Raw genomic sequence first — 22,295 nt, 5'->3', positions numbered from 1 at the left:
AACCCTGAGATTATAGGGTGGGGGGTTGCGATGCTGGCCCGTAAGAAAGCCGTGCACCGTCGCGCGTGACGAAGCCACTGGCCACCTTCAGCCGGATGCCATGACCGCGCGTGATGCAGTCCGCGACCTGGTCGAGCAACTCGTCAAGTTGCGCGGCGCTGGGCGCCACGCCCAGCTGTCGAAGCCACGCACGCAGGGCATTGCCCTGCCGGTCGCGTGAGAGCGATTGCAAGGCTTCGATGGCTGGTGGGCTTCCCGTTCGCGCCAGGTCGATGGCCGCGAGTTCATCCAGCAGCCGCTGCGCCTGCGCGGCATGACGGGCACTGCGCGCCAGCAGGCCGCGGAACCCCGGAAAGCAGGCTTCCCACGCGGGCAGGAGCCGGGCGCGAATGCGGTTGCGTGTGAAGCGTTCGTCGATGTTGCTGGGGTCATCGACGAAGGTGTGGCCGTGGTCCTGCAGCCAGCTTCGCAGGTCGGCGGCAGCAACGCCAAGCAGTGGCCGGCCGAAAACCTCGCCGTGGCGCTCGAAGCGCTCCGGCATGGCGGCCAGACCTGGCAGGCCGGCGCCGCGGCTGAGGGCGAGCAGCAAGGTCTCCACCTGGTCGTCGGCATGCTGGCCGAGCAGCACGCAGGCAGCGCCCGCGTCCTGCGACAGGCGTGCCAGCGCGGCGTAGCGCGCGTCGCGTGCGGCGTCTTCCGGGCTTTGACCGCGCTCGTGAGAAGCGTCCACGTGGGTGACCCGCAGTGGCACGCCGTGTTGATCGCAGAACGCGCGCGCATGCTGTTCGAACCCATCGGCAGCGGCCTGCAAGCCGTGGTGCACATGCAGGGCCACCACGCGCCCGGGCCAGCGCGACGCGCCGGCGAGCAGCAAGGCTGTGGAATCCGCGCCGGCGCTGTAGGCCACGGCGACGACGCTGGTGGAAGACACGGGATGCCGCCCACTCCACGCCGCCAACGCCTGCTCGCAGGGGTTGGCCGATGGGTGGCCGGCGGGGTTCACCTCAGCGCTTGTCCTTGGCGTCGGCCTTGGTGTCGGTGAACCGGCCGTAGCTGTTGAGCCGCGCATGGCGTCGGTCCAGCAATTCCTTGACCTTGAGATCGGCCAGTTGCCGCCAGGAATCGCTCAACGCGCGCTTGAGGAAGGCAGCCATCTGCTTGTGGTCGCGGTGTGCGCCGCCCACAGGCTCGTTGACGATCTTGTCCACCAGCCCCAGGGCCTTGAGACGGTGCGCAGTGATGCCGAGCGCGTCGGCCGCATCGCTCGCGCGGTCGCTGGTCTTCCAGAGAATCGAGGCACACCCTTCGGGGCTGATCACCGAGTACACCGAGTACTGCAGCATCAGCACCTGGTCGGCCACCGAAATGGCCAGAGCGCCACCGGAGCCCCCTTCACCAATGATCGTGGAGATGATGGGCACCTCGAGCTGGGCCATCTCGAAGATGTTGCGCCCGATGGCTTCGGACTGCCCGCGTTCTTCGGCATCGATGCCGGGGTAGGCGCCGGGCGTGTCCACAAAGGTGAACACCGGCAGCTTGAACTTCTCGGCCAGCTTCATGAGGCGCAGCGCTTTGCGGTACCCCTCGGGCTTGGTCATGCCGAAGTTGCGGATGCCGCGTTCCTTGGTGTCGCGCCCTTTCTGGTGGCCGATGACCATGCAGGGCTGGCCGTTGAAACGCGCCATGCCGCCGACGATGCTCAGGTCGTCCGAGAAATGCCGGTCACCATGCAGTTCAACGAAGTGCGTGAAGATCTCGCGCACGTAGTCTAGCGTGTAGGGCCTGTCGGCATGGCGAGCGATCTTGGTGATCTGCCACGGCGTGAGGCTGCTGTAGATGTCCTTGGTGAGTTGCAGGCTCTTGCCCGCGAGCTGCTCGATTTCTTCGGAGATGTCGACCGCTGATTCGGTCTGCACGTAACGAAGTTCCTCGATCTTGGTTTCGAGCTCGGCAATGGGCTGCTCGAAATCCAGAAAATTCTTCTTGGCCAAGGTCAACTCCTTGTCTTGTCAACGACGTCCCGACGGGCCGGCAGGTTCAGTAGCTCACCGGCAGCGGATCGAGCGACCGCCAAATATACCAAGTTGCCACGCTGCAGAAGGGCGCCCAGGAGTTGGCCACTTCGCGGATCTCGCTGCGGCTGACCGGCTCGCCCGAGAAGTAACACCGGCTGATTCCGTTCTGCAGTCCGATGTCGTCCAGCGGTAGTACGTTGGGCCGCATGAGGTGGAAGATGAGGAACATCTCCGCCGTCCACCGCCCAATGCCGCGAATGGCCACGAGCTCGGCAATGATGGCTTCATCGTCCATCGTTGCCCAGGACTTCACATGCACCTGGTCGTTGGCGAAGTGCAGGGCCAGGTCCACCAGGTATTCCACCTTGCGAGCCGATAGCCCGGCTGCGCGCATGTCATCGACCTTGAGCTTGAGCACCTGGGCCGGTGTCATTCTTTTGGACAGCAATGCAAACCGGTCCCACACCGACTGCGCAGCCTTCACGGAAATCTGCTGGCCCACGATGCTGCGCGCGAGCGTGCCAAAGGCATCGCCACGCGATTGCAGGCACGCGCTGCCGTACTGGGGAATCAGCTTCTTCAGCACGCGGTCGCGCTTCATCAGGTGTCGGCAGGCGTCCACCCAGTAAGGGGGCGGTTCGGGCACGGCGTCGGGCAGCGCGATCGAGGCCATCAGGCGCGCTCCCAGGTGGTGCCGCTGGGGTTGTCCTTGAGCACGATGCCCTGGTCCAGCAACACCTTGCGGATGCGATCGGCTTCGGCAAAATCGCGCGCGGCCTTGGCGGCAGCGCGTTGCTCGATCAGCGCCTGGATCGCCGCCTCGTCGGTCTCGCTTCCGCCCTGCAGGAAGCGCTGCGGGTCGTCCTGCAAGAGGCCGAGCGTGCCCCCCAGTGCGCGCAACAGGCCCGCCAGTCCCGCGTCCTTTCTGCGGTTGACTTCGCTGGCGAGTTCGAACAACACCGCGACCGCCTCGGGCGTGCCGAAGTCTTCGTCCATCGCGGCGCGAAAGCGCTGCGCGTGCGGCTGGGTCCAGTCGATCGGCTCGACGGCGGCCGGGGACACCTGCGACAACGCGGTGTAGAGGCGCTTGAGCGCGCCACGCGCGTCGTCCAGGTGCACGTCGCTGTAGTTCAACGCGCTGCGGTAGTGGGCGCGCAGGATGAAGAAGCGCACCGTTTCCGGATCGTACTTTTCGAGCACCTCACGGATGGTGAAGAAATTGCCCAGGCTCTTGGACATCTTCTCGTTGTCCACGCGCACGAAGCCGTTGTGCATCCAGAAGCGTGCAAGCGGCTGGCCCGTGGCACCCTCGCTCTGGGCTATCTCGTTCTCGTGATGAGGGAACTGCAGGTCGGCCCCTCCGCCATGGATGTCGAAGGTCTCACCCAGGATCTCGCAACTCATGGCCGAGCACTCGATGTGCCAGCCGGGGCGACCTTCGCCGTACGCCCCATGCCACTTGGCCTCGGCGGGTTCATCGGTCTTGGCAGCTTTCCAGAGCACGAAGTCCAGCGGGTCGTGCTTGCCGTCGCTCACTGCCACGCGCTCGCCAGCGCGAAGTTCGTCGAGCGACTTGCCTGAAAGCTTCCCATAACCCTCGAAGCGGCGCACGGCAAAGTTCACGTCGCCGCCTTCGGCGCGGTAGGCCAGGCCGTTCTGCTCCAACCGGCCGATCAGGGCCAGCATCTGGGGCACGTACTGGGTGGCGCGGGGTTCGTGCGTGGGTCGCTCGATGCCCAGCGCATCGGCGTCCTGGTGCAAGGCATCGACCATGCGGTTGGTCAGCGCGGTGATGGTCTCGCCGTTGCGGATGGCGCGCGCGATGATCTTGTCGTCGATGTCGGTGACGTTGCGCACGTAGGTGACGCGGTAGCCGGTGGTCCTGAGCCATCGCTGCACGACATCAAAAGCCAGCATGGAGCGGGCGTGACCGAGGTGGCAGAGGTCGTAGACCGTCATGCCACAGACGTACATGCGCACATGACCGGGTTCAAGGGGCTGGAACGCCTCCAGACTTCGCGACAGCGTGTTGTGGATTTTCAGGGTCATGGAACGGCGGCGAGTGGTCTGGCGCGGCCATGGGAACCGGACCCCCTCAGATACAATTCGTCAGTATATCCAGCCCGTCTGTTTGCCCTTTGCAACGTCGGGCCTTCGATCAACGTTTCACTGGCCCCGTCCATCGCCCGGACGCCCAGGTTCGCCCTTTGAGGTCCCATGCTCCACCCCGTGAAACCCTCGACCCATTCACCCCGTCATACAACCCTGGTCACGCTGCCGGCCCGCCTGCGCCGCCTGACCTGGGCTGCCGTGGCGCTGGTCAGCCTGGCCTCGCCACTGGCCTGGGCACAGACCGACAACTACGGCGAGGTGAGCCGCCTGGTGCGCTCGGGACAGCTCAACGAAGCGATGCTGAAGGCCGAGCAGTACCTGGCGACCAAACCGCGCGATCCCCAGATGCGCTTCCTCAAGGGCGTGATCCAGACCGAAAGCGGCAAGTCGGCCGACGCGATCGCCACGTTCACCAAGCTCACCGAAGACTATCCCGAGCTGCCCGAGCCTTACAACAACCTCGCCGTGCTCTATGCGGGCCAGAGCCAGTTCGACAAGGCCCGTGCCGCACTCGAGATGGCCATCCGCACCAACCCGAGTTACGCCACCGCGCACGAGAACCTGGGCGACGTCTACGCCAAGCTGGCCAGCCAGGCCTACAGCAAAGCGCTCCAGCTCGATGCCGGCAACGCCGCGGTAGGCCCCAAGCTCAGCCTGATCCGCAACCTGTTCGCTGGCAACGCCGCGGGCACGGCACGTCCTGCCACCTCGGTGGCGGCAGCCCCGGCACCGGAAACCGCGCCCGCACCGGCAGCCAGGCCGCCAGTGGCAGCCGCGCCGGCGCCTGCAGCGGCTCCTGCCCCGGCTCCCGCAGCTGCACCGGCGCCCGCCGCTTCGGGTGATGCCCAGCGCGGGGTCGAGGCGGCCGTGACCGCCTGGGCCGAAGCCTGGTCGTCCCGCAAGATGCCGCTGTACCTCGCCGCGTACAGCCCCAACTTCACGCCAGCGGGTGGGCAGTCGCGCAGCGACTGGGAAGCCGACCGCCGCGCCCGCATCGTGCCGCGCTCGCGCATCGGCGTGGAGGTGAGTGACCTCGATGTGACCGTCAACGGCGACCGAGCCACCGCCCGGTTCCGCCAGGCTTACACCTCCGACACCCTGAACGTCACCAGCCGCAAGACGCTGGACCTGGTCAGGAACGGCAACCGCTGGCTGATCGTTCGGGAATCCACGGGATCCTGATGGCGAGTCGGAGGTTCGCTCAACGCGGTCACGCCAGCTTCCCGACCTCGGTGATGGGTGCAGGTGGCAGCACCTCCTGGCGCATGCCCCGCGGTGTCTGGCTGGCGGCGCTCCTGTCTGCTCTGGCGTTCGGGATCTACGCGTCGTTCGGCACCACCCCCCTGCCGGCCACGGCCACGGCTGCACCCTCGCTGATCGATTCCGCGCAGGCGTTCATCAGTGAAACGGTCAAGAGCGAGCCAGAACCGGTGCCATCAGGTTTGACGGCGGTGGCCTTGACCAGCGAGCGACTGAAGGCGTCAAAGCCCCTGATGGGTCAGGCTGAAGCGCGGCTGATCGAGATCTACCAGCTCATCGGCCAGGCGCAGCACCGGCAGGCGCTCGAGCGCGCCCAGTCGCTGGTGCGCGACCACCCCAACTTCCAGCTCGCCCACCTTGTGCATGGCGACCTGCTGAGCCTGCAGGCCCGCCCCGTGCGCCGCCTGGGCGACGTGCCCGACACGCAGGCGCTGGCCGCTGCGCAACAGCTCGCCACGCTCAGGGAGGAATCCAGCCGGCGGCTGCGCGCGCTCACCGAGCGTCCACCCGAGGGAGGTGTACCGACGCAGTTCCTGACCCTGTCGCCCCAGAGCCGCCATGCCATCGCCATCGACGCGTCGCGCTCGCGGCTCTATCTGTTCGAGAACCAGAGTGCTGCGCGCCCCACCAGCGAAGAGGAACGCGCACCGCGTCTCAAACTCATCGGCGACTTCTACATTTCCGTGGGGCTCTCCGGCATCGAGAAGACCACCGAAGGCGACAAGCGCACACCGCTGGGCGTCTACTACATCACCAGCACGCTCAACCCTGCCAACCTGCCCGATCTGTACGGCGTGGGCGCGCTGCCCATCAACTACCCCAATCCGCTGGACGTGCAGCGCGGCAAGACCGGCAGCGGCATCTGGCTGCACGGCACGCCGAGCGACCAGTTCGTGCGCGCGCCGCAGGCGTCCGATGGATGCGTGGTGCTCTCCAACCCGGACCTGGAGCGCGTGCTGTCCACGGTGCAGATCCGCACCACGCCGGTGGTGATCGCCCCTGAACTCCAGTGGGTGCAGCCAGAAGCCCTCGCACCGGATCGCGGCCAGTTCGAATCCGTCCTGGAGTCCTGGCGCCAGACCCGCAGTGCGGGCGACGCCAACGCCCTGAAAGGGTTTTATTCCAGCCGCTTCCTGAACCAAGGCCGCGATCTGGCCCAATGGTGGCCCCGCGTCGAAAGCGAGCTGCGATCGAACGGTTCGCGTGAGATCCAGCTCAAGAACGTCTCGGTGCTGCGCTGGCGAGACCAGGACGACACGCTGGTCGTCACCTTCGGTGAAGTGGCCATGGGCCAGAGCCGTGGCGTCACTCGGCGGCAGTACTGGACGCGTGAACAGGATCGCTGGACGATCTTTTTTGAAGGAACCCTCTGATGTACCGACCCCTCCTCACGCGCCGCGGCGCCAGTTCCCTGCTGGCGGCGCTGCTGACCAGCGCTTCGCTGATGCTGCTGCCCCAGAGCACCATGGCGCAATCCGCTGCGCCCAAGGTCCGCCTGAGCACCTCCATGGGCGACATCGTCCTGGAGCTCAACCCGGGCAAGGCGCCGAAATCGGTGGAGAACTTCCTGCAGTACGTCAACGACAAGCACTACGACGGGACGGTGTTTCACCGCGTCATCAGCGACTTCATGATCCAGGGCGGCGGTTTCACGCCCGACCTGCAACAAAAGCCCACCAAGGCCCCCATCCCCCTGGAAGCTGGCAATGGCCTGAAGAACGACCGCGGCGCCATTGCCATGGCGCGCACCAGCAACCCGAACTCGGCCACATCTCAGTTCTTCATCAACACCGTTGACAACGCCAACCTGAATGCGCCCAAGCCTGACGGGCATGGCTATTCCGTGTTCGGCAAGGTGGTCTCCGGCATGGACGTCGTCGACAAGATCCGCGCGGTGGCCGTCCGCGACCAGGGCATGCACCAGAACGTGCCCTCGACTCCCATCACCATCCTCAAAGCCACTCTGGAGAAATAACACCATGGCCAATCCCCAAGTCGAACTGCACATTGCCGGTCACGGCGTCATCACGCTGGAGCTCGACGCCGAGAAAGCCCCCCAGTCCACCGCCAACTTCCTCGCGTATGTGGCCAAAGGTCACTACGACAACACGGTGTTCCACCGTGTCATCCCCGGTTTCATGGTGCAGGGCGGCGGCTTCGAACCCGGCATGACCCAGAAGCCCACGGACAAACCGATCGCCAACGAAGCCAACAACGGCCTGAAGAACGACACCTACACGGTCGCCATGGCACGCACCAGCGACCCCCATTCGGCCACGGCTCAGTTCTTCATCAACGTCGCCAACAACGGTTTCCTCAACCACACCGCACCCAGCGCTCAGGGCTGGGGCTACGCCGTGTTCGGCAAGGTGGTGTCAGGCAGCGAGATCGTGAAGAAGATCGAAGGACTGCCGACGGGGCGCAAGGGTTTCCACGACGACGTGCCCAAGGACGACGTCGTGATCGAAAAGGCGGTCGCCCTCTGATCGTCGGGGGCGTCCCGCCCCTGCTTCCATGCACGTGACTCCGATCGACCGCTTTGCCGAGCTGAACGCACCTGCGAGCTGGCAAGCGGTCGATTTCATTTCCGACCTGCACCTGCAGGCCAGCGAGCCGGAAACCTTCGAAGCCTTTGAGCGTTACCTGCGCGAGCCCTCGCCGGGCCCTGCGGATGCGCTGTTCATCCTGGGCGACCTGTTCGAGGTCTGGGTGGGCGACGACGTGCTCGATGGGCCGAGCCCCCTCACGGACGAGCATCGGTTCCAGCGTGACTGTGCGGCCGCGCTGCAAGCCCACAGCCGGCGAACGCCCATCTACTTCCTGCACGGCAACCGTGACTTCCTGTTCGGCCCGAAGGCCCTGGCCGCCAGCGGCATGCACAGCCTGAACGACCCCACCGTGCTGGTCTTTCAGGAACAGCGCTGGCTGCTCAGCCACGGCGACGCGCTCTGCCTGGAAGACACCGACTACATGCGCTTTCGCGAACAGGTGCGTCAGGCATCGTGGCAAAACGAATTCCTGGCGCAGCCGCTGGCGCAGCGCGACGCCGTGGCGCGTGAGCTGCGCTCGCAGAGCGAAGCCCGCAAGCGGCGCACCGGCAACGACCCCAGCCTGTGGGCCGATGTGGACGCTGACGCGGCTCGCGCATGGCTCGGCCACGCACACGCCCACGCGCTGATCCATGGCCACACCCACCGGCCCGCCGACCATGCGCTGGGTCATGGGCTCGGACGCACCGTGCTCAGCGACTGGGACGCCGGTGCCACACCACCCCGTGCCGAAGTGTTGCGCCTGGACTCGCTGGGCCTGCACCGCCTGCCACTTTGCGCGGGCTAGACGCTTCCGTTGACATGATCGATTTCATCCAGCGCTGGTTGCCGCGCAAGCTCAGGCGCCCCACCCCCTTGCCCGATGCCCTGTGGCGCGCCACGCTTACCGAACACCCCTTTCTGGCTGAATTGCAGACGTCGGAGCAGGAACGCCTGCGCCTGCTGTGCGCGCACTTCCTGATGGAGAAGGAGTTCCATGGCGCCAACGGGCTGGCGGTCTCGGACGCCATGGCCCTGGCCATTGCGGCGCAGGCCTGCCTGCCGCTGCTGCACATGCACGGCGTCTCGGGCGAGCCCGTGCGCGATGCGCGAGACCTGCTGGACTGGTACGGCGATTTCGTGGGCATCGTGGTGCAACCCGGCGCCGTGGTGGCGCGGCGCAAGACCATGGACAGCGCTGGCGTGATGCACCACTACGACGAAGTCATCGCAGGCGAGGCCATGGACCGGGGACCTCTGATGCTGAGCTGGGAAGACGTGGCCCACGCGGGCGAACGGGCGCAGCGCGGTCACAACGTCGTCATCCACGAGTTCGCCCACAAGATGGACATGCTGGGCATGCGCCTGGGAGATTCCCCCGATGGTGCGCCGCCCCTGCCCGGTGGATTCCTGGGCACCCGCCAGAGAGTTCGCGCGCAGCAGATCTGGCACCAGACGATGCAGGCGGCGTACGACCGGTTTCGCGAAGCGGTCTCGATGGCCGAGCGCTTCGGAGGCGAAGTGCCCTGGCTCGATGACTACGCTGCGAAGGACCCGGCGGAGTTCTTCGCGGTGACCTGCGAAGCGTACTTCGTCAACCGCGAGCGCTTCGCCCTGGAGTTTCCCGAGCTCATGCCGTTGTACGACGGCTTCTTCCGCGCGGCCCGCACGCTCAACGCTTGAGCAACACCTTGAGCGCGTTCTGAAGCCGGCGCGCGGTCGAGGCGTCGAAGGAGGACGCCAGGACGGCAGCCACGTCTTCCACCCAGGTGTCCGCGGGCGCTGCCGCGTGGCGGCGCGTGAGCAGCTGGAGCTGCAGCAGACGCCGCTCACTCAGGTGCTCCGCGGGGGTCGGCACTTCGGCGGCCATTTCCAGCCGCAGCAAGGTCTCTGCACCCAGCGCAGCCGCTGATTTGCCCAGGGCGGCCACCCAGGCCGCACGGCTCGGGCCGTTCACCCGCGCTCCCAGCGCCTGCGCGCTCGGCACCTGCTCCGCATCGCGTTGTTCCCAGGCGGTCATGAGCTGGGTGATGACTTCGCCATGGGCCTGTGCGGCCAGTTTGCGCAGGCTGGCCTGGGCGGCTTCCAGTGCCTGGCGCTGCGCGCGGAAGGCGGCATCGCCCAGCCGCGGCCCACGCGGTTCGCGTTCCTCACGCCAGGCGCCAGCCGGCGCTCGGGCGTCGCGGAAATCTCGCGGTCCGCCGCGCGCATCGGGACGGCCACCGGGCTTGCCGTCACGGCGCGCGTCTCGGCCTGCCGGTTCGGTCTTCTTCATGCCGGGACGATCGTCGCCGCGCATGGCCACCAGTTTCTTCGGTGGCGTGGCAGGTGCAGGTGCGGGTGCCGGCGTGGCCGCTTCAACAGGCGCTTCCTCAGTGGTGGGCGTTTCGGGAGAGGCCGCATCGCCACTCGATTCCATGGCCGCAGGCTTCTGCGCGACGGGCGCGGCAGCCGTCTCGGGCTGCGCACTCAGGGCGGCCTCGAGTGCACCCATGGCCGCACGGATCTTCTGCGCGTCGCCGCCGGCACTGGCGGTTTCCAGTGCGCGAGACGCGTCCAGCACGCGCTGGTCGTGCGCGCTGAGCGCCGTGACCGCCTTCTCGCGCTCCGTGCTCTTGCGGGCAAAGGCCTCGTCGATGGGCTGGCGAAACGCCTCCCAGAGTTTCTGCTCGTGCTTGCGTTCCAGCGGCACGGCATGCGCTTCGGCTTGCCAGCGCTGCTGCAGCGCCTTCACCGCGTCGATGCGCAGCATGGGCGCTGCCCCGAGTTGCGTGGCCTCTTCGATCAGCGCCTTGCGACGCGCCGTGCTCTCGGCCTGCGCCGCTTCCAGGCGGGCGTGCGCGGTGTGCATGGCTTCTTTCCACACCGGCTGGATGTCGGCAAAGGCCTTCTCGCTCAGGTGGCCGGCTTCGCGCCAGCGCTCGGAGAATCCATGCAGCTCGCGCACCTGGCTCTTCCAGTCGGTGCTCTCGGCGTGCGCCGTCGTCCAGGCGCGCAGTTCTTCCATGATGGCCAGGCGCTGCGCCTTGTGCGCCTCGCTTTGCTGGCGCACCTGCACCAGCCAGGCTTCCACCACCTTGTGGGCTTCGGTGCAGGCTTCGTCGAAGCGTTTCCAAAGCGCGTGGTTGGGCTGGCCGCCCTGGTCGGTGGTCTTCCACTGGTCGCGCAGGGCACGCAGCGTCTCCTGCATCTTGCGGCCTCCCAGCCGCTGACCTTCGGGCGCCTGCAGCAATGCTTCGGCCTTGGCCACGAGTTCCTCGCGCAACTGGTCGGCGCGCCAGCGCTGCCAGCCTTCAAGTTCACCGGCTTGCGCCAGCGCGGCGTTGGCGCGGCCCTCCAGTGCGGCGCCCACCAGGCGACCGTGGCTCTTGAGCAGGCCTCGCACGTCGGCAGCGGCTTTGGGCGTGGCCTTGCCGTGGCCCTCGGCGAGCTCGCGCTCCAGCACCACCAGCGCTGCTTCAAGGTCTGCGGCGGCGCGCGCGCGGCGCTCCTGGTGTGCCAGTGAGTCCTGCGCGTTCTTCTCCACGCTGGCGGACGTCTCCTGGCCGCGCGCGGCACGAAGCTCGTCGGCCCACACGGGCACGGCGGGCAGCGGCGCCTGCGGGTTGGCATCGGCGGCCACGGTCTGCGCGAGCGCCGCGCCAAAGGCGTCCCACACGATCTGGAGCTGCTGGCGAGACGCGTCGAGCATGGGCGGGAATTTCACGTCCACGCTGGCCCATTGCGGGTCTTGCGTCAAGGCACCCGCCTGTTGCTGCCACTGGTCCACGTCGGCGCGCAGCGTCTCGGCCATCTGCTGGGCTTCGCGCCATGGCTTGGTGGAGAGCACCTCGATGCGCTGGGCCATCAGCACGGCCGCTTCGCGCTCGACCTGCACGCGGTGCTGCAGGTCTTCAATGGCCTTCACGCGCTCGGCGAGCGCCTGCTTGAGCGCGGCCAGCGGCTCGCGCGAGAGCGGCGCACCAGCGCGGGCGGCGTCGCGTTGCCAGGCCAGCGCGTCGGCCAGGTTCAGGCGCGACTGATCGATCATGGCCTGGGCCTTCTGCGCCCACTCCACCGACATCTGCTCCTGCGACTTCTGGCGCTTCACTTCATCGAGCTTTTCCTTCAGCGGCTTGGCCGCGCCGCGGTCGCGGTGCGAGAGTTCCTTGAAGACCTCGTTCATCTGCTCCATCGAAGGATCGGTGGCCAGCCAGGTGCGAATGCGCGCGGCGCGCTCGCCGGAGGTCGGCGCGGAAAACGCACCGCCGGTCACGGCGTCCAACGGGTGGGCAGCGTGGGCGCTGGCGGACTTGGGAGAGGTGGGCGTGTTCACGGCAGATTCGGAAGCGTTGGACGAAGACGGGGCTTTGCGCAAGGAAAACAGCGACATGGGGGGAGGATTGGATCGATTCGCAGCCGGCGCCACGGCGGCGCGACCAAACACATATTGTCGCCGCAGTTGGCGCGCGACACCGCACGCGCACGCACGCTCAGCGAGGAGCCAGCTTCAACTCGGCCTGAGGGCGCCAGTTCTCACCCTGTCGTCCCAGCAAAGGCGCCCCCAGGAACAGGCGCTCCTCAGGCAGTTCGCGACTCGCCAGGTACTCCTTGACCACCACCGCTCGCGCCACGGCCAGTTCGCGCAGCGCGTCGGCCGTGACCGGCACCGCCGCCATCAGCAGCGCTTCCATTTCGATCTGGGGGATGTCCCTCGCGATGCCGATGGCGTTGCGCGGCTTGGCAATGTCGGCGCGCCGGTACACCTCCTTGAGCAGCGCCGGGTACTCTTCGGCCGAGACCGTCAGGCCTTCTGGCGGCGCCGCACCGGACCGGGCCAGTGCGCGCCGTTTCTCGGCGAGCACCTGCTGGTCCAGCCGCGAGCGCTGGTAGCCCGTGCGCTCGCTCTCCAGATCGGCCTGCCCGACCACCGTCACCTGCAGCGCGGGCCTTTGCGCCAGCGCTTTGGCCACCGCGTCCAGACGCTCGCGGCTGGCGGCGTCCAGCGTCTGGCGACCCTCGCCAAACGCCACCTGGCTCATCTCGGGCCCGCCGCCTCCAAAGGCACTGGCAATCAGCGAGAAGGGCGCGGTGATGGCCTTGCCGATGAGGTTGAAGATGAGCCGGAAGATCAGCGGCGCCAATCTGAATTGCGGGTCGTTGAGCGAACCGCTGACGGGCAGGTTGATGTCGATCACCCCGTTTCGGTCGGCCAGCAGGGCGACGGCCAGCTTGATCGGCAGGTTGGGCGCCTCGCTCCCGCTCACCCGGTCGCCGAAGCTGAGCTGGTTGAGGATGATCTGGTTGCTGGCCGTGAGCTGCCCGCTGGGTTCGACCTTGTAGGCCACGTCCACGCTGAGCTTGCCGCGTTCGATGCCGTGGCCCGCGTACTTCACGGTGTAGGGGGAAAGCGGCGGCAACTCCAGGTTGCGCACCTTGCCTCGGATGTCCATGGCCAGGGGCCTGGCCAGCGGATTGAGCTTGCCGTCGATCTCCAGCGCCGCCGTGCCCTCCGCACGCCCGCGCAAGGTCAGATCGCCCAGTTGCGGCGCATCGGTGGCGGTGCCGGCGCTGGCGAAGGCACTGAGTCCGCCCGTGAGTTCGCTCAGGTTGGCGGAGTAATTGGGCTTGATGAAACGGTCCGAAAACAGCACGCGGCCGTTGACGAGGCTCACGGGCCCGAAGCGGATGTCTGCAGGTGGGCCCGATGACGCGGCAGCCAGCGGCGCAGACGCCGCAGGCGTGGAAGCAGCGACACCCTCTTCTGCCTCCGGCGGCCTGATGAGGCCCTGCAGGTTGATGCGGCCCGCCTCGTCGATGATCAGCCGGGCAAAGTAGTCGCTCAGCACCGTCTCTTCGACCGCCAGCCGGGTGGCCTGACCCGGGGCCATGGCCAGGGCAAGCCCGCGCACCTGCAGCGATTTCCAGGCCAGCAGGTCCTCCGCCGGGGAGCGCGTATTGGCGCGGAAATCGTCCAGCCCGGCCTGGCCCGCCAAGCTCAGGCGCAAGCCAGAAGCCGGCAACGCCGCCTCCACGGAGCCCTGGTAGCTGGCGTCCGCGCGCAGCAGTTCGAGGTTCAGGCGGTCGCCAAAATACGGTTCGAACTCCTGCAAGGGCAGCCGGTCGGCTTGCACCCTCGCCTTGAGGCGCAGGCCGTCGTCCAGGCCGGGCAGGCGCAAGGTTCCCGCAACGGACAGACGGCCCGACTCGCCGCGCGCTGCTTTGGCCGGGCCGAGCCGCAGTTGCAGCGCCACCGGCATGTCGGGCGACTTGCTCGCCAGCGGTTGCAGGTTCTTCACCTGCAGCTTGAGCTGGCTCGCGGCCACACTCACCGGCCGCACCGGCAGGCGATCGTCCAGCGTCACACTGCCGCCATCCAGTTCCACATCGGCCAGCGTCACCTGCCAGGGCATGGGCCGGGGGGTTTCGGCAGGCTGGCCTGGCGAGGGCCTGACCCAGTCCTGCACCTGCCATCGCCCACTCGGGTCCCGCTGCACGCTTGCCTCCAGCCGGCTGGCGAGCACCTTGCCCACCGTCACGGTGCGCGCGCCCAGGTCGAGCCGGGTATCGGTCATCTGCAAGGCTGCCAGGCTGGCCAGGGGCCGACGTGCGGGGCCGAGCCGCAAGGCGTCCATCTGCAGCCTGGGGACATGGACCGACAGACCCATGGGCTGCGCGTCGCGTGGAGCGCGCCAGGCCAACCCGATGTCTGCCTGCAGGCGCCCATCGAGCTCGGGCACCAGCGTCTCGGCCAGATAAGGCGCGAAGGTGGCCAGCGGCACCGCGCCCAGTGTGAGCTGCGCCTGCGCCTCGGCGGCCGTGGCGCTGCCCTTCAGGTCGATGGGCGTGTCGCCCAGGCGGGCGCTGGCTTCGAACGGCACCGGCGCCACCGTGGGCCAGCGCAGGTCTTGCACCTGCACACTCAGCGCCGTCAATGCCAGATCCGCCGCCGGCCGCACGGACGCGTCCCGCCATGGCAAGGCGCCGTCTTCGAGCGACAGGCGGGTCACGCTGACCCGCCATGGGGTGTCCGCCGGGGCAGGCGCCGGCCCGGTCGGCGCTGGCGCCAGGGCAGCCAGTGCCGCGCCGATGCGCGCCAGGTTCAAACTGCCCTGCGCGTCGCGCGCCAGCTCGAGCCGGGGCGACTGGAGCACCACCGACGCCAGGTCGACCTCGCGCGCCAGAGGCTCCAGGTGGTTGATATCCAGTTGCAGTCGATCCCAAGACAGCAAGCCCGCCTCGTCCGACGAGCCCAGCCGCTCGACCACGCGCAACCCTGCAAGCGCTGCCTTGCCCGACACCGCCAGTCTGGGCTGGTCCTGGTACTCGAAATCGACCTTGAGCGCCAGCTGCAAGTTGCCGGCGCGGGGCTGCACCGGCCATTGGGACGGCCAGTAAGGCAGGTAGGGCGCCAGGTCCAGGGAGGGAATGTCCAGACGGGCCTCGGTGTCGCGCGTCCGCGCAAAGGGCGTGGTGCTGGCACCGGAGTCGAACGCACTGCCATTGAGGACGAAGGCCAGGCGAGGCTCGGTCACCACCGCCTGCCGGGAGGGCAGGTTGCTGAGGAACGGGACGCCCAGCTTCAGGCCGGTGAGACGGTGCGTGGACGCGGTGGCGTCGTCGACGAAATCCAGCTCGCCGCCCACCACCTCTATATTGAACAGTGCAAAGTGCCCGGGCTCTGAGGGCTTTGCACTTTCGCCGGGGCGCAGGCGCGCCAGGATGTCGTCGACGTCGTACCGGCCCTCTCCCAGGTGTCGCAGGCTCAGCCGGGGCTGCTCGACATGCAGCGCGGAAACGACCGGTGCCAACCGCAGCAGGGATTGAAGTTCCGCATTGGCATACAGGCGATCGAGCGAGAACTGGGAGCCGCTACCCGAAGCGTCGGCCACCCGCACGCCTTCGATGGTGAGCCCCAGCGACCAGGGTCGGAAATCGATGCGTTCCACCGTCACCACCCGGCCCAGCAGTTCTGAAGCCCGGCTCTGCAATTGCCATTTCAGCAAGGGCGGCACGGTGAGCCAGGCCAGGGCCCACAGCACCAGCAAGGCGCCCAGCGCGATCAGCAACCGCTTCAGCCAGGGCCTGCTGCTCTTCGGGAGGGACAGGGCGTTCATGGTGCGATGGATGGCTGCTCGATAGCGCGAGTGTCGCCGATGCTCCCCGGCCTATTCGCTCCGCCAAAAAGAAACCCCGGCAAGCGAGGCCTGCCGGGGTTGACGGCGGGCGAAATGCTCTTGCCGTCGATTTGGCGGTGGGAGTTGGATGTCCCTCCAGCCTGGAAGCAACAGATTGCTCCCGTTGGTTGCCAGCGTGCGGTACACCGCGTTGCCAGCGTGCGCCTGTCATCGAACAGGCAGATACAGGTTACTCCCGGCGCCCTGCACGATCAAGGCGCGGGCCGGGAATTGCCATGGAGATTTTCAATCGCGCCCGGAAATGCCATTCAGCGACCCGGGAAACGCATTTTGGAACATGAAAGGTGGTCACGAGCCGACAAGCGGTCGTTACCAATGCGTCGCCCGGCAAGCCCTGATCACACTGGGATCCGCGCTATGGAAGTCCGCACGCTTACGTTTTCTAACACTTGTACATGACTTTTAGTTGTTAAAAACTGATTCAAAAACATTGACCGAGTATTAATAACCCCCTACGATCCGCTCGCTTGCCCGATCCGGGCTTCCCCCAACGCTGCCAGAAAGGCTAAGTCGACCTCCTCCCACGAGGCCACCGTCGATGGCGACCCCATCCAAGGAGCGATCCCATGACCGCGAACACCGCATCGCCACAACAGAGCACCACAGGTGCCGTGGCATCCCTGAAAACCGCGCTGCGGGACACCTACCAGGGCTTCTTCGACATCACGCACAACAGCCTGGCCCTCATGGGCACGCTGCTGGCCGTGGCCCTCATCACCCTGAGCGCGCGCGCCGACCTGCGCCAGAACGCCGAACAGCAGCTGCTGGGCTGGCTGCTCGAGCGTCAGGAGGCGCTGGCCGAGGACACCGTGTACGCCGCCGAGCCCACGGCCATCGACCGCGTGACGGCCGCCCTGCCCGCCGCGCTGCCCAAGGAACAGGCCAACGTCGCCTACTGGCTCAGCCGCAAATACCGCGTGGCCGCCGAACCGCTTGGCGCTCTGGTCGCAGAAGCCTATGAAATCGGCGCCAAGGCCAACCTCGATCCGACCTTGATCCTGGCCGTGATGGCGGTCGAATCGCGCTTCAATCCATTTGCTCAAAGCCCCGTGGGTGCCCAGGGCCTCATGCAGGTGCTCACGCGGGTGCACACCGACAAGTACGAAGACTTCGGCGGTCACCTGGCGGCCTTCGATCCGATGTCCAACCTACGGGTGGGTGTGCGCGTGCTGCAGGACTGCATCAAGCGTGCGGGCTCGGTCGAAGGCGGACTGCGTCTGTACGTGGGCGCCGTCAGCACCGACGGCAGCTGGTACATCAACAAGGTGATGGCCGAGCACCTTCGCATCCAGAGCGTGGCCAAGGGCAAGCCGATGCAGCGCTATGTGCCGCAGGTGCGTCCGATTCCGGTGGTGGCGCCAGCCACACCGGTGGAGGCCGTGCCAGCCAAGCCCGCCGCCGAGCTGGAAGCCGAAGGCCCGGCCCAGCCGCACCTGCCAGCCGCAGGCCTGACGCGCTCCTGATCGGCGCGTCGGACTCGCGGGCTCGGCTAAACTCGCCGGGTACGCAACTGGCGATAGGCGCGCGACCCCGACCTTCAAGGCTCGGGGGCCGGCGCTGACGTGGCCCCCCTGACCCCTTCAAATCGAGCGGCGCTGGGACAACCACTGGGAAGCGTACCGCCGGGATCGCGACGGTTCCGGTGTTCAGCCGTTCGCCTGGGCAGCCCTTGTCTCCGCGCAAGGTTCCACGTCTTGAAGGACTGCCATGTACGACCGCCAGCACCTGATCGAACAAACCGATCCCGAGATCTTTGCCGCCATCCAGTCGGAGAACGCGCGCCAGGAACACCACATCGAATTGATTGCCAGCGAGAACTACGCCTCGCCCGCCGTGATGGCCGCGCAGGGCACGCAGCTGACCAACAAGTACGCCGAAGGCTACCCGGGCAAGCGCTACTACGGCGGTTGCGAGTTCGTCGACATCGCCGAGCAACTGGCCATCGACCGCGTCAAGCAGATCTTCGGTGCCGAAGCCGCCAACGTGCAGCCGCATTGCGGCGCGTCGGCCAATGAGGCGGTCTTCCTGGCCTTCCTCAAGCCCGGCGACACCATCATGGGCATGAGCCTGGCCGAAGGCGGCCACCTCACCCACGGCATGGCGCTCAACATGAGCGGCAAGTGGTTCAACGTCGTGTCTTATGGCCTCAATGACCAGGAAGCCATCGATTACGACGCCATGGAGCGCAAGGCGCACGAAACCAGACCCAAGCTGATCATTGCCGGCGCTTCTGCCTACAGCCTGCGCATCGACTTCGAGCGCTTTGCCAAGGTGGCGAAAGACGTGGGCGCTGTGTTCATGGTGGACATGGCGCACTACGCTGGCCTGATCGCCGCAGGCATCTACCCCAACCCGGTGCCGCACGCCGACGTGGTCACCTCCACCACGCACAAGAGCCTGCGGGGTCCACGCGGCGGCATCATTCTCATGAAGGCCCAGCACGAGAAGGCCATCAACAGCGCCATCTTTCCCGGGCTCCAGGGCGGACCACTGATGCACGTCATCGCTGCAAAGGCGGTGGCATTCAAGGAAGCACTGGCACCGGAATTCAAGACCTACCAGCAGCAAGTGCTGACAAATGCGCGCATCGTCGCCGAAACGCTCGTTTCCCGAGGCCTTCGCATCGTCAGTGGCCGCACCGAGAGCCACGTGATGCTGGTGGACCTGCGGGCCAAGGGCATCACCGGCAAGGAAGCCGAAGCTGTGCTGGGCAGCGCCCACATGACGATCAACAAAAACGCCATCCCCAACGATCCCGAAAAGCCGATGGTCACCAGCGGCGTGCGCATCGGCACACCCGCCATGACGACTCGCGGCTTCAAGGATGAAGAGGCGCGTCTGACGGCCAACCTGATCGCCGACGTGCTGGACAACCCGCGCGACGCCGCGAACATCGATGCCGTGCGCGCCCGGGTGAACGCTCTCACAGCCCGTTTCCCTGTTTACCGATGAAATGCCCCTTCTGCGGCCATCTGGAAACCCAGGTCGTTGAGACCCGGGTTTCCGAGGACGCGGATTTCATCCGGCGCCGCCGGCAATGCGGCCACTGCGAGAAGCGGTTCACCACCTACGAGCGCCCGGAAGTGAGCTTCCCCGCGGTGGTGAAAAAGGACGGGCGACGTGTGGACTATGTGCCGGCGAAGTTGCGCGCCTCCTTTGCGCTGGCGCTGCGCAAGCGCCCGGTGAGCACGGAACAGGTGGACGCGGCCATCGAGCGCATCGAGGAAAAGCTCCTCAACCTGGGCGCGCGCGAAGTCCCGGCCACGCGGCTGGGCGAAATGGTGATGCGCGAGCTCAAGAAGCTGGACAAGGTGGCCTACATCCGCTTTGCCAGCGTCTACCGCAGCTTCGAGGACATCGACGAATTCAGGGCCCTGGTGGACGAAGTCCGGCGCTGAAACAGGCCGGTTTTCGTGACGTCCGGTACGGCCTCGACCGTCCATCCTCTCCAGACGGCACTTCGGCGTCTGTCCCTCGTCCCAGGGGTATCCCCCGCCCACAATTCGGACGTGAAACATTCATTTACCTATTGGCCTGGACGTGTCCGCGGCCTGCAGGCGGGTTTCACGCTGATCGAACTGATGGTCGGCGTGGCGATCATGGCCATCCTGCTGGCGGTGGGTGTGCCCAGTTTCCAGTCTGCCGTGGCTTCGAACCGGCTGACCAGCAGCACCAACGATGTGGTCAGTGCGCTGGCGCTCGCCCGGACCGAGGCCATCCGCCGCGGCACGCGCGTGACCGTGTGCAAGAGCGCGAACGCCACCGCCTGCACCACGGGTGGCGGCTGGGCGCAGGGCTGGATCATCTTCATCGACACCACCCGGTCGTCGACCGACGCCACGGTCGACGGTGGTGAAGCCATTCTCTCCGTCAACGCTGCCGCCAGCGGCAACATCGTCATGGTGGGCTCTGCCGGCGTGCCGAACTTCGTGTCTTTCGCTTCCGACGGCCAGGCCAAGCTGATGAGCGGCGCTTCGCAGGCCGGCACGCTGCGGGTGTGCAGCACCGCGAGCGCCCTGGCCGACACCCGGCGTGCACGCGACATCGCCATCACCGCCTCGGGGCGCGTCACCACGACCACGCCCGCTTCCGTGGCGGCCAACTGCCCCGCACCATGAGGAACCGCATGCGCCCTGCCCGCACCCTTCGAGCACGCCCGATCGGGCACCAACGCCAGCGCGGCGTGGGTCTGATCGAGATCCTGGTGGCCGTGCTGATCCTGGCCCTCGGGCTCCTGGGCATGGCCGGCCTGCAGGCCAATGCGCTCAAGACGAACCAGAGCAGCTATGCGCGCGGCCAGGCGGTGATGCTGAGCTACTACATGCTGGACGCCATGCGCGCGGACCGCGCCTCGGCCGTTTCGCTGACCTACAACACGGGCGCCGTGAGTGCGGGCGTGATCGCGCCGATCTGCAATCCGCTGGCCATCACCGGGGCCACGCTGTCGGACAACAACCGCCGGGACTGGTTGCAGAGTCTGCGAACCAGCCTGGGCAACGAAGACACCACCTGCGGCGCCATCAGCTGCGATGTCAACGGCGTGTGCACCATCCAGATCACCTGGGACGACAGCCGGGCTGGCGGTCTGGGTGCCCAGCGCTTCGAAACCACGAGCCGCCTATGAGCCGCACCGCACGTTTCCCCCAATCGCCGACCCGCCCCGCGCGCTTGCGCCAGGCGGGCTTCAGCATTGTCGAGCTGATGGTGGCGCTGGTACTGGGCCTGTTGCTCATCGGCGGCGTGATCAACATTTTCATGACCAACCAGCAGACCTTCCGGGCCAACGAGAACCTGGGCCGGCTGCAGGAAAACGCCCGCATTTCGTTCGAGCTCATGGCGCGTGAAGTCAGGCAGGCGGGCGGCAACCTGTGTGGTGCCACCTTGATGGCGAACGTGCTCAACAACGCGACCACCGCATGGACCTCCAACTGGGAAGCCGGCGTGCTCCAGGGATTCGATGGTGCACAGGCCGCGACCGGGATTGTCGCCACCGGCGCGGCCGTCAATGAACGGGTGGCCGGCACCGATGCCGTGCGGGTGCTCAGCGGCGGCATGTTCGACGGCGTGACGATCACCTCGCACGACGCGGGCACGGCCCAGATCACGCTCGGCACGATCAACCACGGTTTCGCCACCAACAACATCGTCGTGGTCTGCGACGGCCAGTCGGCCGCCTTGGCCAAGCTCACCAACGCCACGTCCGGCACGTCGGCCGTGGTGGCCCACGACAACGGCGCCGGCATCACCGACAACTGCAGCGAGGGCTTGAACTTCCCTACCGATTGCTCCAGCGAAACGGGCAACTCGCGCGCATTCCAGCCCGGCGGCTTCGTCACCCTCATGACGGCCAGCACCTGGTACGTCGGCAACAACGCCCGTGGGGGTCGTTCGCTGTTCCGTGTGAACGCCGGTGGCACGGAAGAGATTGCCGAAGGCGTGCGCGACATGCAGCTGGACTACCTGCTGCGCAACAGCGCCACGGGCACGCTGGATTCCAACTGGGTCACGGCTGCGGCCATTGCCGACTGGACCCAGGGCGCCGCAGCTCAGGTGGTGGCGGTTCGACTGCGCCTGACGCTCGAGACGCAGAACGCGGTCGGCACCAACCAACAGCCGGTCGAGCGCCAGCTCATCCACGTCGTGAACCTGCGCAACAGGCCTGCCTGATGAAAACACCACGCCGCTTCTCCTCCCGCCACGCCGCCCTGCCCCAGCGCCAGGCTGGTGTGGCGCTGGTCGTTGCCCTGATTCTTCTGGTGATCATGACCCTGGTGGGGCTGAGCGCGCTGCGCACGGTGACGCTGGAGGAACGCATGACCGCACAGACCTTCGACCGCAGCCTGTCTTTCCAGGCGGCCGAAGCCGCCCTGCGGGAAGCCGAGATCCTGGTCGAGACCACGGTGCCCACGCCCGCTGCGCTGGCCGCCTGCGTGGCGGGGGTGTGCGGGGCGCCCGCCGCCAACGCCACCATGCGCTGGGCAGACGCCTCCTTTGCCGGCTGGCAGAACGCCACCGTGGTGGCCAACGGCCCCATCAGCATCACGCCCCAGTACATCGTCGAGTACCTGGGCAACACCTTTCCCTGCCAGCCGGGCACGCCGTCTGCTGGAACCGACTGCAAGCGCTACCGCATCACGGCGCGCAGCAACGCCGGCAACGACCGGGCGGCGGTGATGCTGCAGTCGATCTTTGCCGCCGAATGA

The 22,295-nt window shown here is 67.1% G+C and carries 19 protein-coding genes; 13 read left to right on the top strand and 6 right to left on the bottom strand.

What is annotated here, in order from left to right:
• Positions 1 to 10: 10 nt before the first annotated feature.
• The 4 genes from tilS to cysS are packed head-to-tail and all read right to left on the bottom strand — an operon-like array spanning position 11 to position 4,064.
• Positions 11 to 1,003, bottom strand: a complete 993-nt coding sequence (gene tilS / locus ACTIEY_RS07460) for a tRNA lysidine(34) synthetase TilS (protein WP_439518485.1) — start codon at positions 1,001 to 1,003, stop codon at positions 11 to 13.
• Position 1,004: 1 nt separating this feature from the next.
• Entirely contained in the window at positions 1,005 to 1,991 is a 987-nt protein-coding gene (locus ACTIEY_RS07455; RefSeq protein WP_439518484.1) for an acetyl-CoA carboxylase carboxyltransferase subunit alpha, read from the bottom strand.
• Positions 1,992 to 2,037: 46 nt separating this feature from the next.
• A complete protein-coding gene (locus tag ACTIEY_RS07450; protein WP_439518483.1) occupies positions 2,038 to 2,688 on the bottom strand; it encodes a DNA-3-methyladenine glycosylase family protein in 651 nt (216 codons plus the stop codon).
• Positions 2,688 to 4,064 carry a cysteine--tRNA ligase gene (gene cysS, locus ACTIEY_RS07445; RefSeq protein WP_439518482.1) on the bottom strand — a complete coding sequence of 459 codons (1,377 nt, stop codon included), beginning with the start codon at positions 4,062 to 4,064 and terminating at the stop codon, positions 2,688 to 2,690. Before cysS ends, ACTIEY_RS07450 begins: the two co-directional genes overlap by 1 nt.
• Positions 4,065 to 4,244: 180 nt before the next feature.
• Between cysS and ACTIEY_RS07440 the strand changes: the two genes are divergently transcribed.
• The 6 genes from ACTIEY_RS07440 (at position 4,245) to ACTIEY_RS07415 (ending at position 9,598) form a co-directional block, all read left to right on the top strand.
• Complete coding sequence (locus ACTIEY_RS07440; protein ID WP_439518481.1) at positions 4,245 to 5,309, top strand: tetratricopeptide repeat protein; 1,065 nt, start codon at positions 4,245 to 4,247, stop codon at positions 5,307 to 5,309.
• A gap of 83 nt (positions 5,310 to 5,392) precedes the next feature.
• On the top strand, positions 5,393 to 6,760 hold the full coding sequence (locus ACTIEY_RS07435; protein ID WP_439518480.1) for a L,D-transpeptidase family protein: 1,368 nt from the start codon (positions 5,393 to 5,395) through the stop codon (positions 6,758 to 6,760).
• Between the two features lie 71 nt (positions 6,761 to 6,831).
• On the top strand, positions 6,832 to 7,362 hold the full coding sequence (locus tag ACTIEY_RS07430; protein WP_439519421.1) for a peptidylprolyl isomerase: 531 nt from the start codon (positions 6,832 to 6,834) through the stop codon (positions 7,360 to 7,362).
• 4 nt (positions 7,363 to 7,366) lie between these two features.
• On the top strand, positions 7,367 to 7,873 hold the full coding sequence (locus ACTIEY_RS07425; RefSeq protein WP_439518479.1) for a peptidylprolyl isomerase: 507 nt from the start codon (positions 7,367 to 7,369) through the stop codon (positions 7,871 to 7,873).
• A 34-nt stretch (positions 7,874 to 7,907) separates the two neighbouring features.
• Positions 7,908 to 8,723 (top strand): UDP-2,3-diacylglucosamine diphosphatase, encoded by an 816-nt coding sequence (locus ACTIEY_RS07420; RefSeq protein WP_439518478.1) that lies wholly within the window; start codon positions 7,908 to 7,910, stop codon positions 8,721 to 8,723.
• A 14-nt stretch (positions 8,724 to 8,737) separates the two neighbouring features.
• Positions 8,738 to 9,598 (top strand): zinc-dependent peptidase, encoded by an 861-nt coding sequence (locus ACTIEY_RS07415; protein WP_439518477.1) that lies wholly within the window; start codon positions 8,738 to 8,740, stop codon positions 9,596 to 9,598.
• Here the strand turns inward: ACTIEY_RS07415 and ACTIEY_RS07410 are convergent.
• Together ACTIEY_RS07410 and ACTIEY_RS07405 are read right to left on the bottom strand one after the other, a co-directional pair.
• Positions 9,588 to 12,287, bottom strand: coding sequence for a DUF349 domain-containing protein (locus ACTIEY_RS07410; RefSeq protein WP_439518476.1), 2,700 nt, complete (start codon positions 12,285 to 12,287; stop codon positions 9,588 to 9,590). The two genes, ACTIEY_RS07415 and ACTIEY_RS07410, sit on opposite strands and share 11 nt — an antisense overlap.
• Before the next feature lie 100 nt (positions 12,288 to 12,387).
• Positions 12,388 to 16,011 (bottom strand): DUF748 domain-containing protein, encoded by a 3,624-nt coding sequence (locus ACTIEY_RS07405; protein WP_439518475.1) that lies wholly within the window; start codon positions 16,009 to 16,011, stop codon positions 12,388 to 12,390.
• Positions 16,012 to 16,658: 647 nt separating this feature from the next.
• Between ACTIEY_RS07405 and ACTIEY_RS07400 the strand changes: the two genes are divergently transcribed.
• The 7 genes from ACTIEY_RS07400 (at position 16,659) to ACTIEY_RS07370 (ending at position 22,295) form a co-directional block, all read left to right on the top strand.
• Positions 16,659 to 17,555, top strand: coding sequence for a transglycosylase SLT domain-containing protein (locus tag ACTIEY_RS07400; RefSeq protein ID WP_439518474.1), 897 nt, complete (start codon positions 16,659 to 16,661; stop codon positions 17,553 to 17,555).
• A gap of 244 nt (positions 17,556 to 17,799) precedes the next feature.
• Positions 17,800 to 19,044 carry a serine hydroxymethyltransferase gene (gene glyA, locus ACTIEY_RS07395; RefSeq protein WP_439518473.1) on the top strand — a complete coding sequence of 415 codons (1,245 nt, stop codon included), beginning with the start codon at positions 17,800 to 17,802 and terminating at the stop codon, positions 19,042 to 19,044.
• The gene (nrdR, locus tag ACTIEY_RS07390) at positions 19,041 to 19,490 is read left to right on the top strand and encodes a transcriptional regulator NrdR (protein ID WP_086124216.1); all 450 of its coding nucleotides are present in this window, start codon (positions 19,041 to 19,043) and stop codon (positions 19,488 to 19,490) included. Before glyA ends, nrdR begins: the two co-directional genes overlap by 4 nt.
• A 111-nt stretch (positions 19,491 to 19,601) precedes the next feature.
• Positions 19,602 to 20,210, top strand: a complete 609-nt coding sequence (locus ACTIEY_RS07385) for a GspH/FimT family pseudopilin (protein WP_439518472.1) — start codon at positions 19,602 to 19,604, stop codon at positions 20,208 to 20,210.
• An 8-nt stretch (positions 20,211 to 20,218) separates the two neighbouring features.
• Entirely contained in the window at positions 20,219 to 20,716 is a 498-nt protein-coding gene (gene pilV, locus ACTIEY_RS07380) for a type IV pilus modification protein PilV (protein WP_439518471.1), read from the top strand.
• The gene (locus ACTIEY_RS07375) at positions 20,713 to 21,759 is read left to right on the top strand and encodes a PilW family protein (RefSeq protein WP_439518470.1); all 1,047 of its coding nucleotides are present in this window, start codon (positions 20,713 to 20,715) and stop codon (positions 21,757 to 21,759) included. Before pilV ends, ACTIEY_RS07375 begins: the two co-directional genes overlap by 4 nt.
• Positions 21,759 to 22,295, top strand: coding sequence for a pilus assembly PilX family protein (locus ACTIEY_RS07370; protein ID WP_439518469.1), 537 nt, complete (start codon positions 21,759 to 21,761; stop codon positions 22,293 to 22,295). Before ACTIEY_RS07375 ends, ACTIEY_RS07370 begins: the two co-directional genes overlap by 1 nt.

This window comes from Hydrogenophaga sp. (genome assembly GCF_051858985.1).
Classification (GTDB): domain Bacteria; phylum Pseudomonadota; class Gammaproteobacteria; order Burkholderiales; family Burkholderiaceae_C; genus Hydrogenophaga.
The sequence above is the reverse complement of the archived record's forward strand: the minus strand, read 5'-3'. Positions and strand labels throughout refer to the sequence as shown.

Excerpts from the sequence above, each read along its gene's own strand:
- nrdR (WP_086124216.1), top strand. The coding sequence starts at position 19,041 with ATGAAATGCCCCTTCTGCGGCCATCTGGAAACCCAGGTCGTTGAGACC.
- glyA (WP_439518473.1), top strand. The coding sequence starts at position 17,800 with ATGTACGACCGCCAGCACCTGATCGAACAAACCGATCCCGAGATCTTT.
- ACTIEY_RS07435 (WP_439518480.1), top strand. The coding sequence starts at position 5,393 with ATGCCCCGCGGTGTCTGGCTGGCGGCGCTCCTGTCTGCTCTGGCGTTC.
- pilV (WP_439518471.1), top strand. The coding sequence starts at position 20,219 with ATGCGCCCTGCCCGCACCCTTCGAGCACGCCCGATCGGGCACCAACGC.
- ACTIEY_RS07400 (WP_439518474.1), top strand. The coding sequence starts at position 16,659 with ATGACCGCGAACACCGCATCGCCACAACAGAGCACCACAGGTGCCGTG.
- ACTIEY_RS07415 (WP_439518477.1), top strand. The coding sequence starts at position 8,738 with ATGATCGATTTCATCCAGCGCTGGTTGCCGCGCAAGCTCAGGCGCCCC.
- ACTIEY_RS07430 (WP_439519421.1), top strand. The coding sequence starts at position 6,832 with ATGCTGCTGCCCCAGAGCACCATGGCGCAATCCGCTGCGCCCAAGGTC.
- cysS (WP_439518482.1), bottom strand. The coding sequence starts at position 4,064 with ATGACCCTGAAAATCCACAACACGCTGTCGCGAAGTCTGGAGGCGTTC.
- ACTIEY_RS07370 (WP_439518469.1), top strand. The coding sequence starts at position 21,759 with ATGAAAACACCACGCCGCTTCTCCTCCCGCCACGCCGCCCTGCCCCAG.
- ACTIEY_RS07375 (WP_439518470.1), top strand. The coding sequence starts at position 20,713 with ATGAGCCGCACCGCACGTTTCCCCCAATCGCCGACCCGCCCCGCGCGC.
- ACTIEY_RS07405 (WP_439518475.1), bottom strand. The coding sequence starts at position 16,011 with ATGAACGCCCTGTCCCTCCCGAAGAGCAGCAGGCCCTGGCTGAAGCGG.
- ACTIEY_RS07410 (WP_439518476.1), bottom strand. The coding sequence starts at position 12,287 with ATGTCGCTGTTTTCCTTGCGCAAAGCCCCGTCTTCGTCCAACGCTTCC.
- ACTIEY_RS07425 (WP_439518479.1), top strand. The coding sequence starts at position 7,367 with ATGGCCAATCCCCAAGTCGAACTGCACATTGCCGGTCACGGCGTCATC.
- ACTIEY_RS07450 (WP_439518483.1), bottom strand. The coding sequence starts at position 2,688 with ATGGCCTCGATCGCGCTGCCCGACGCCGTGCCCGAACCGCCCCCTTAC.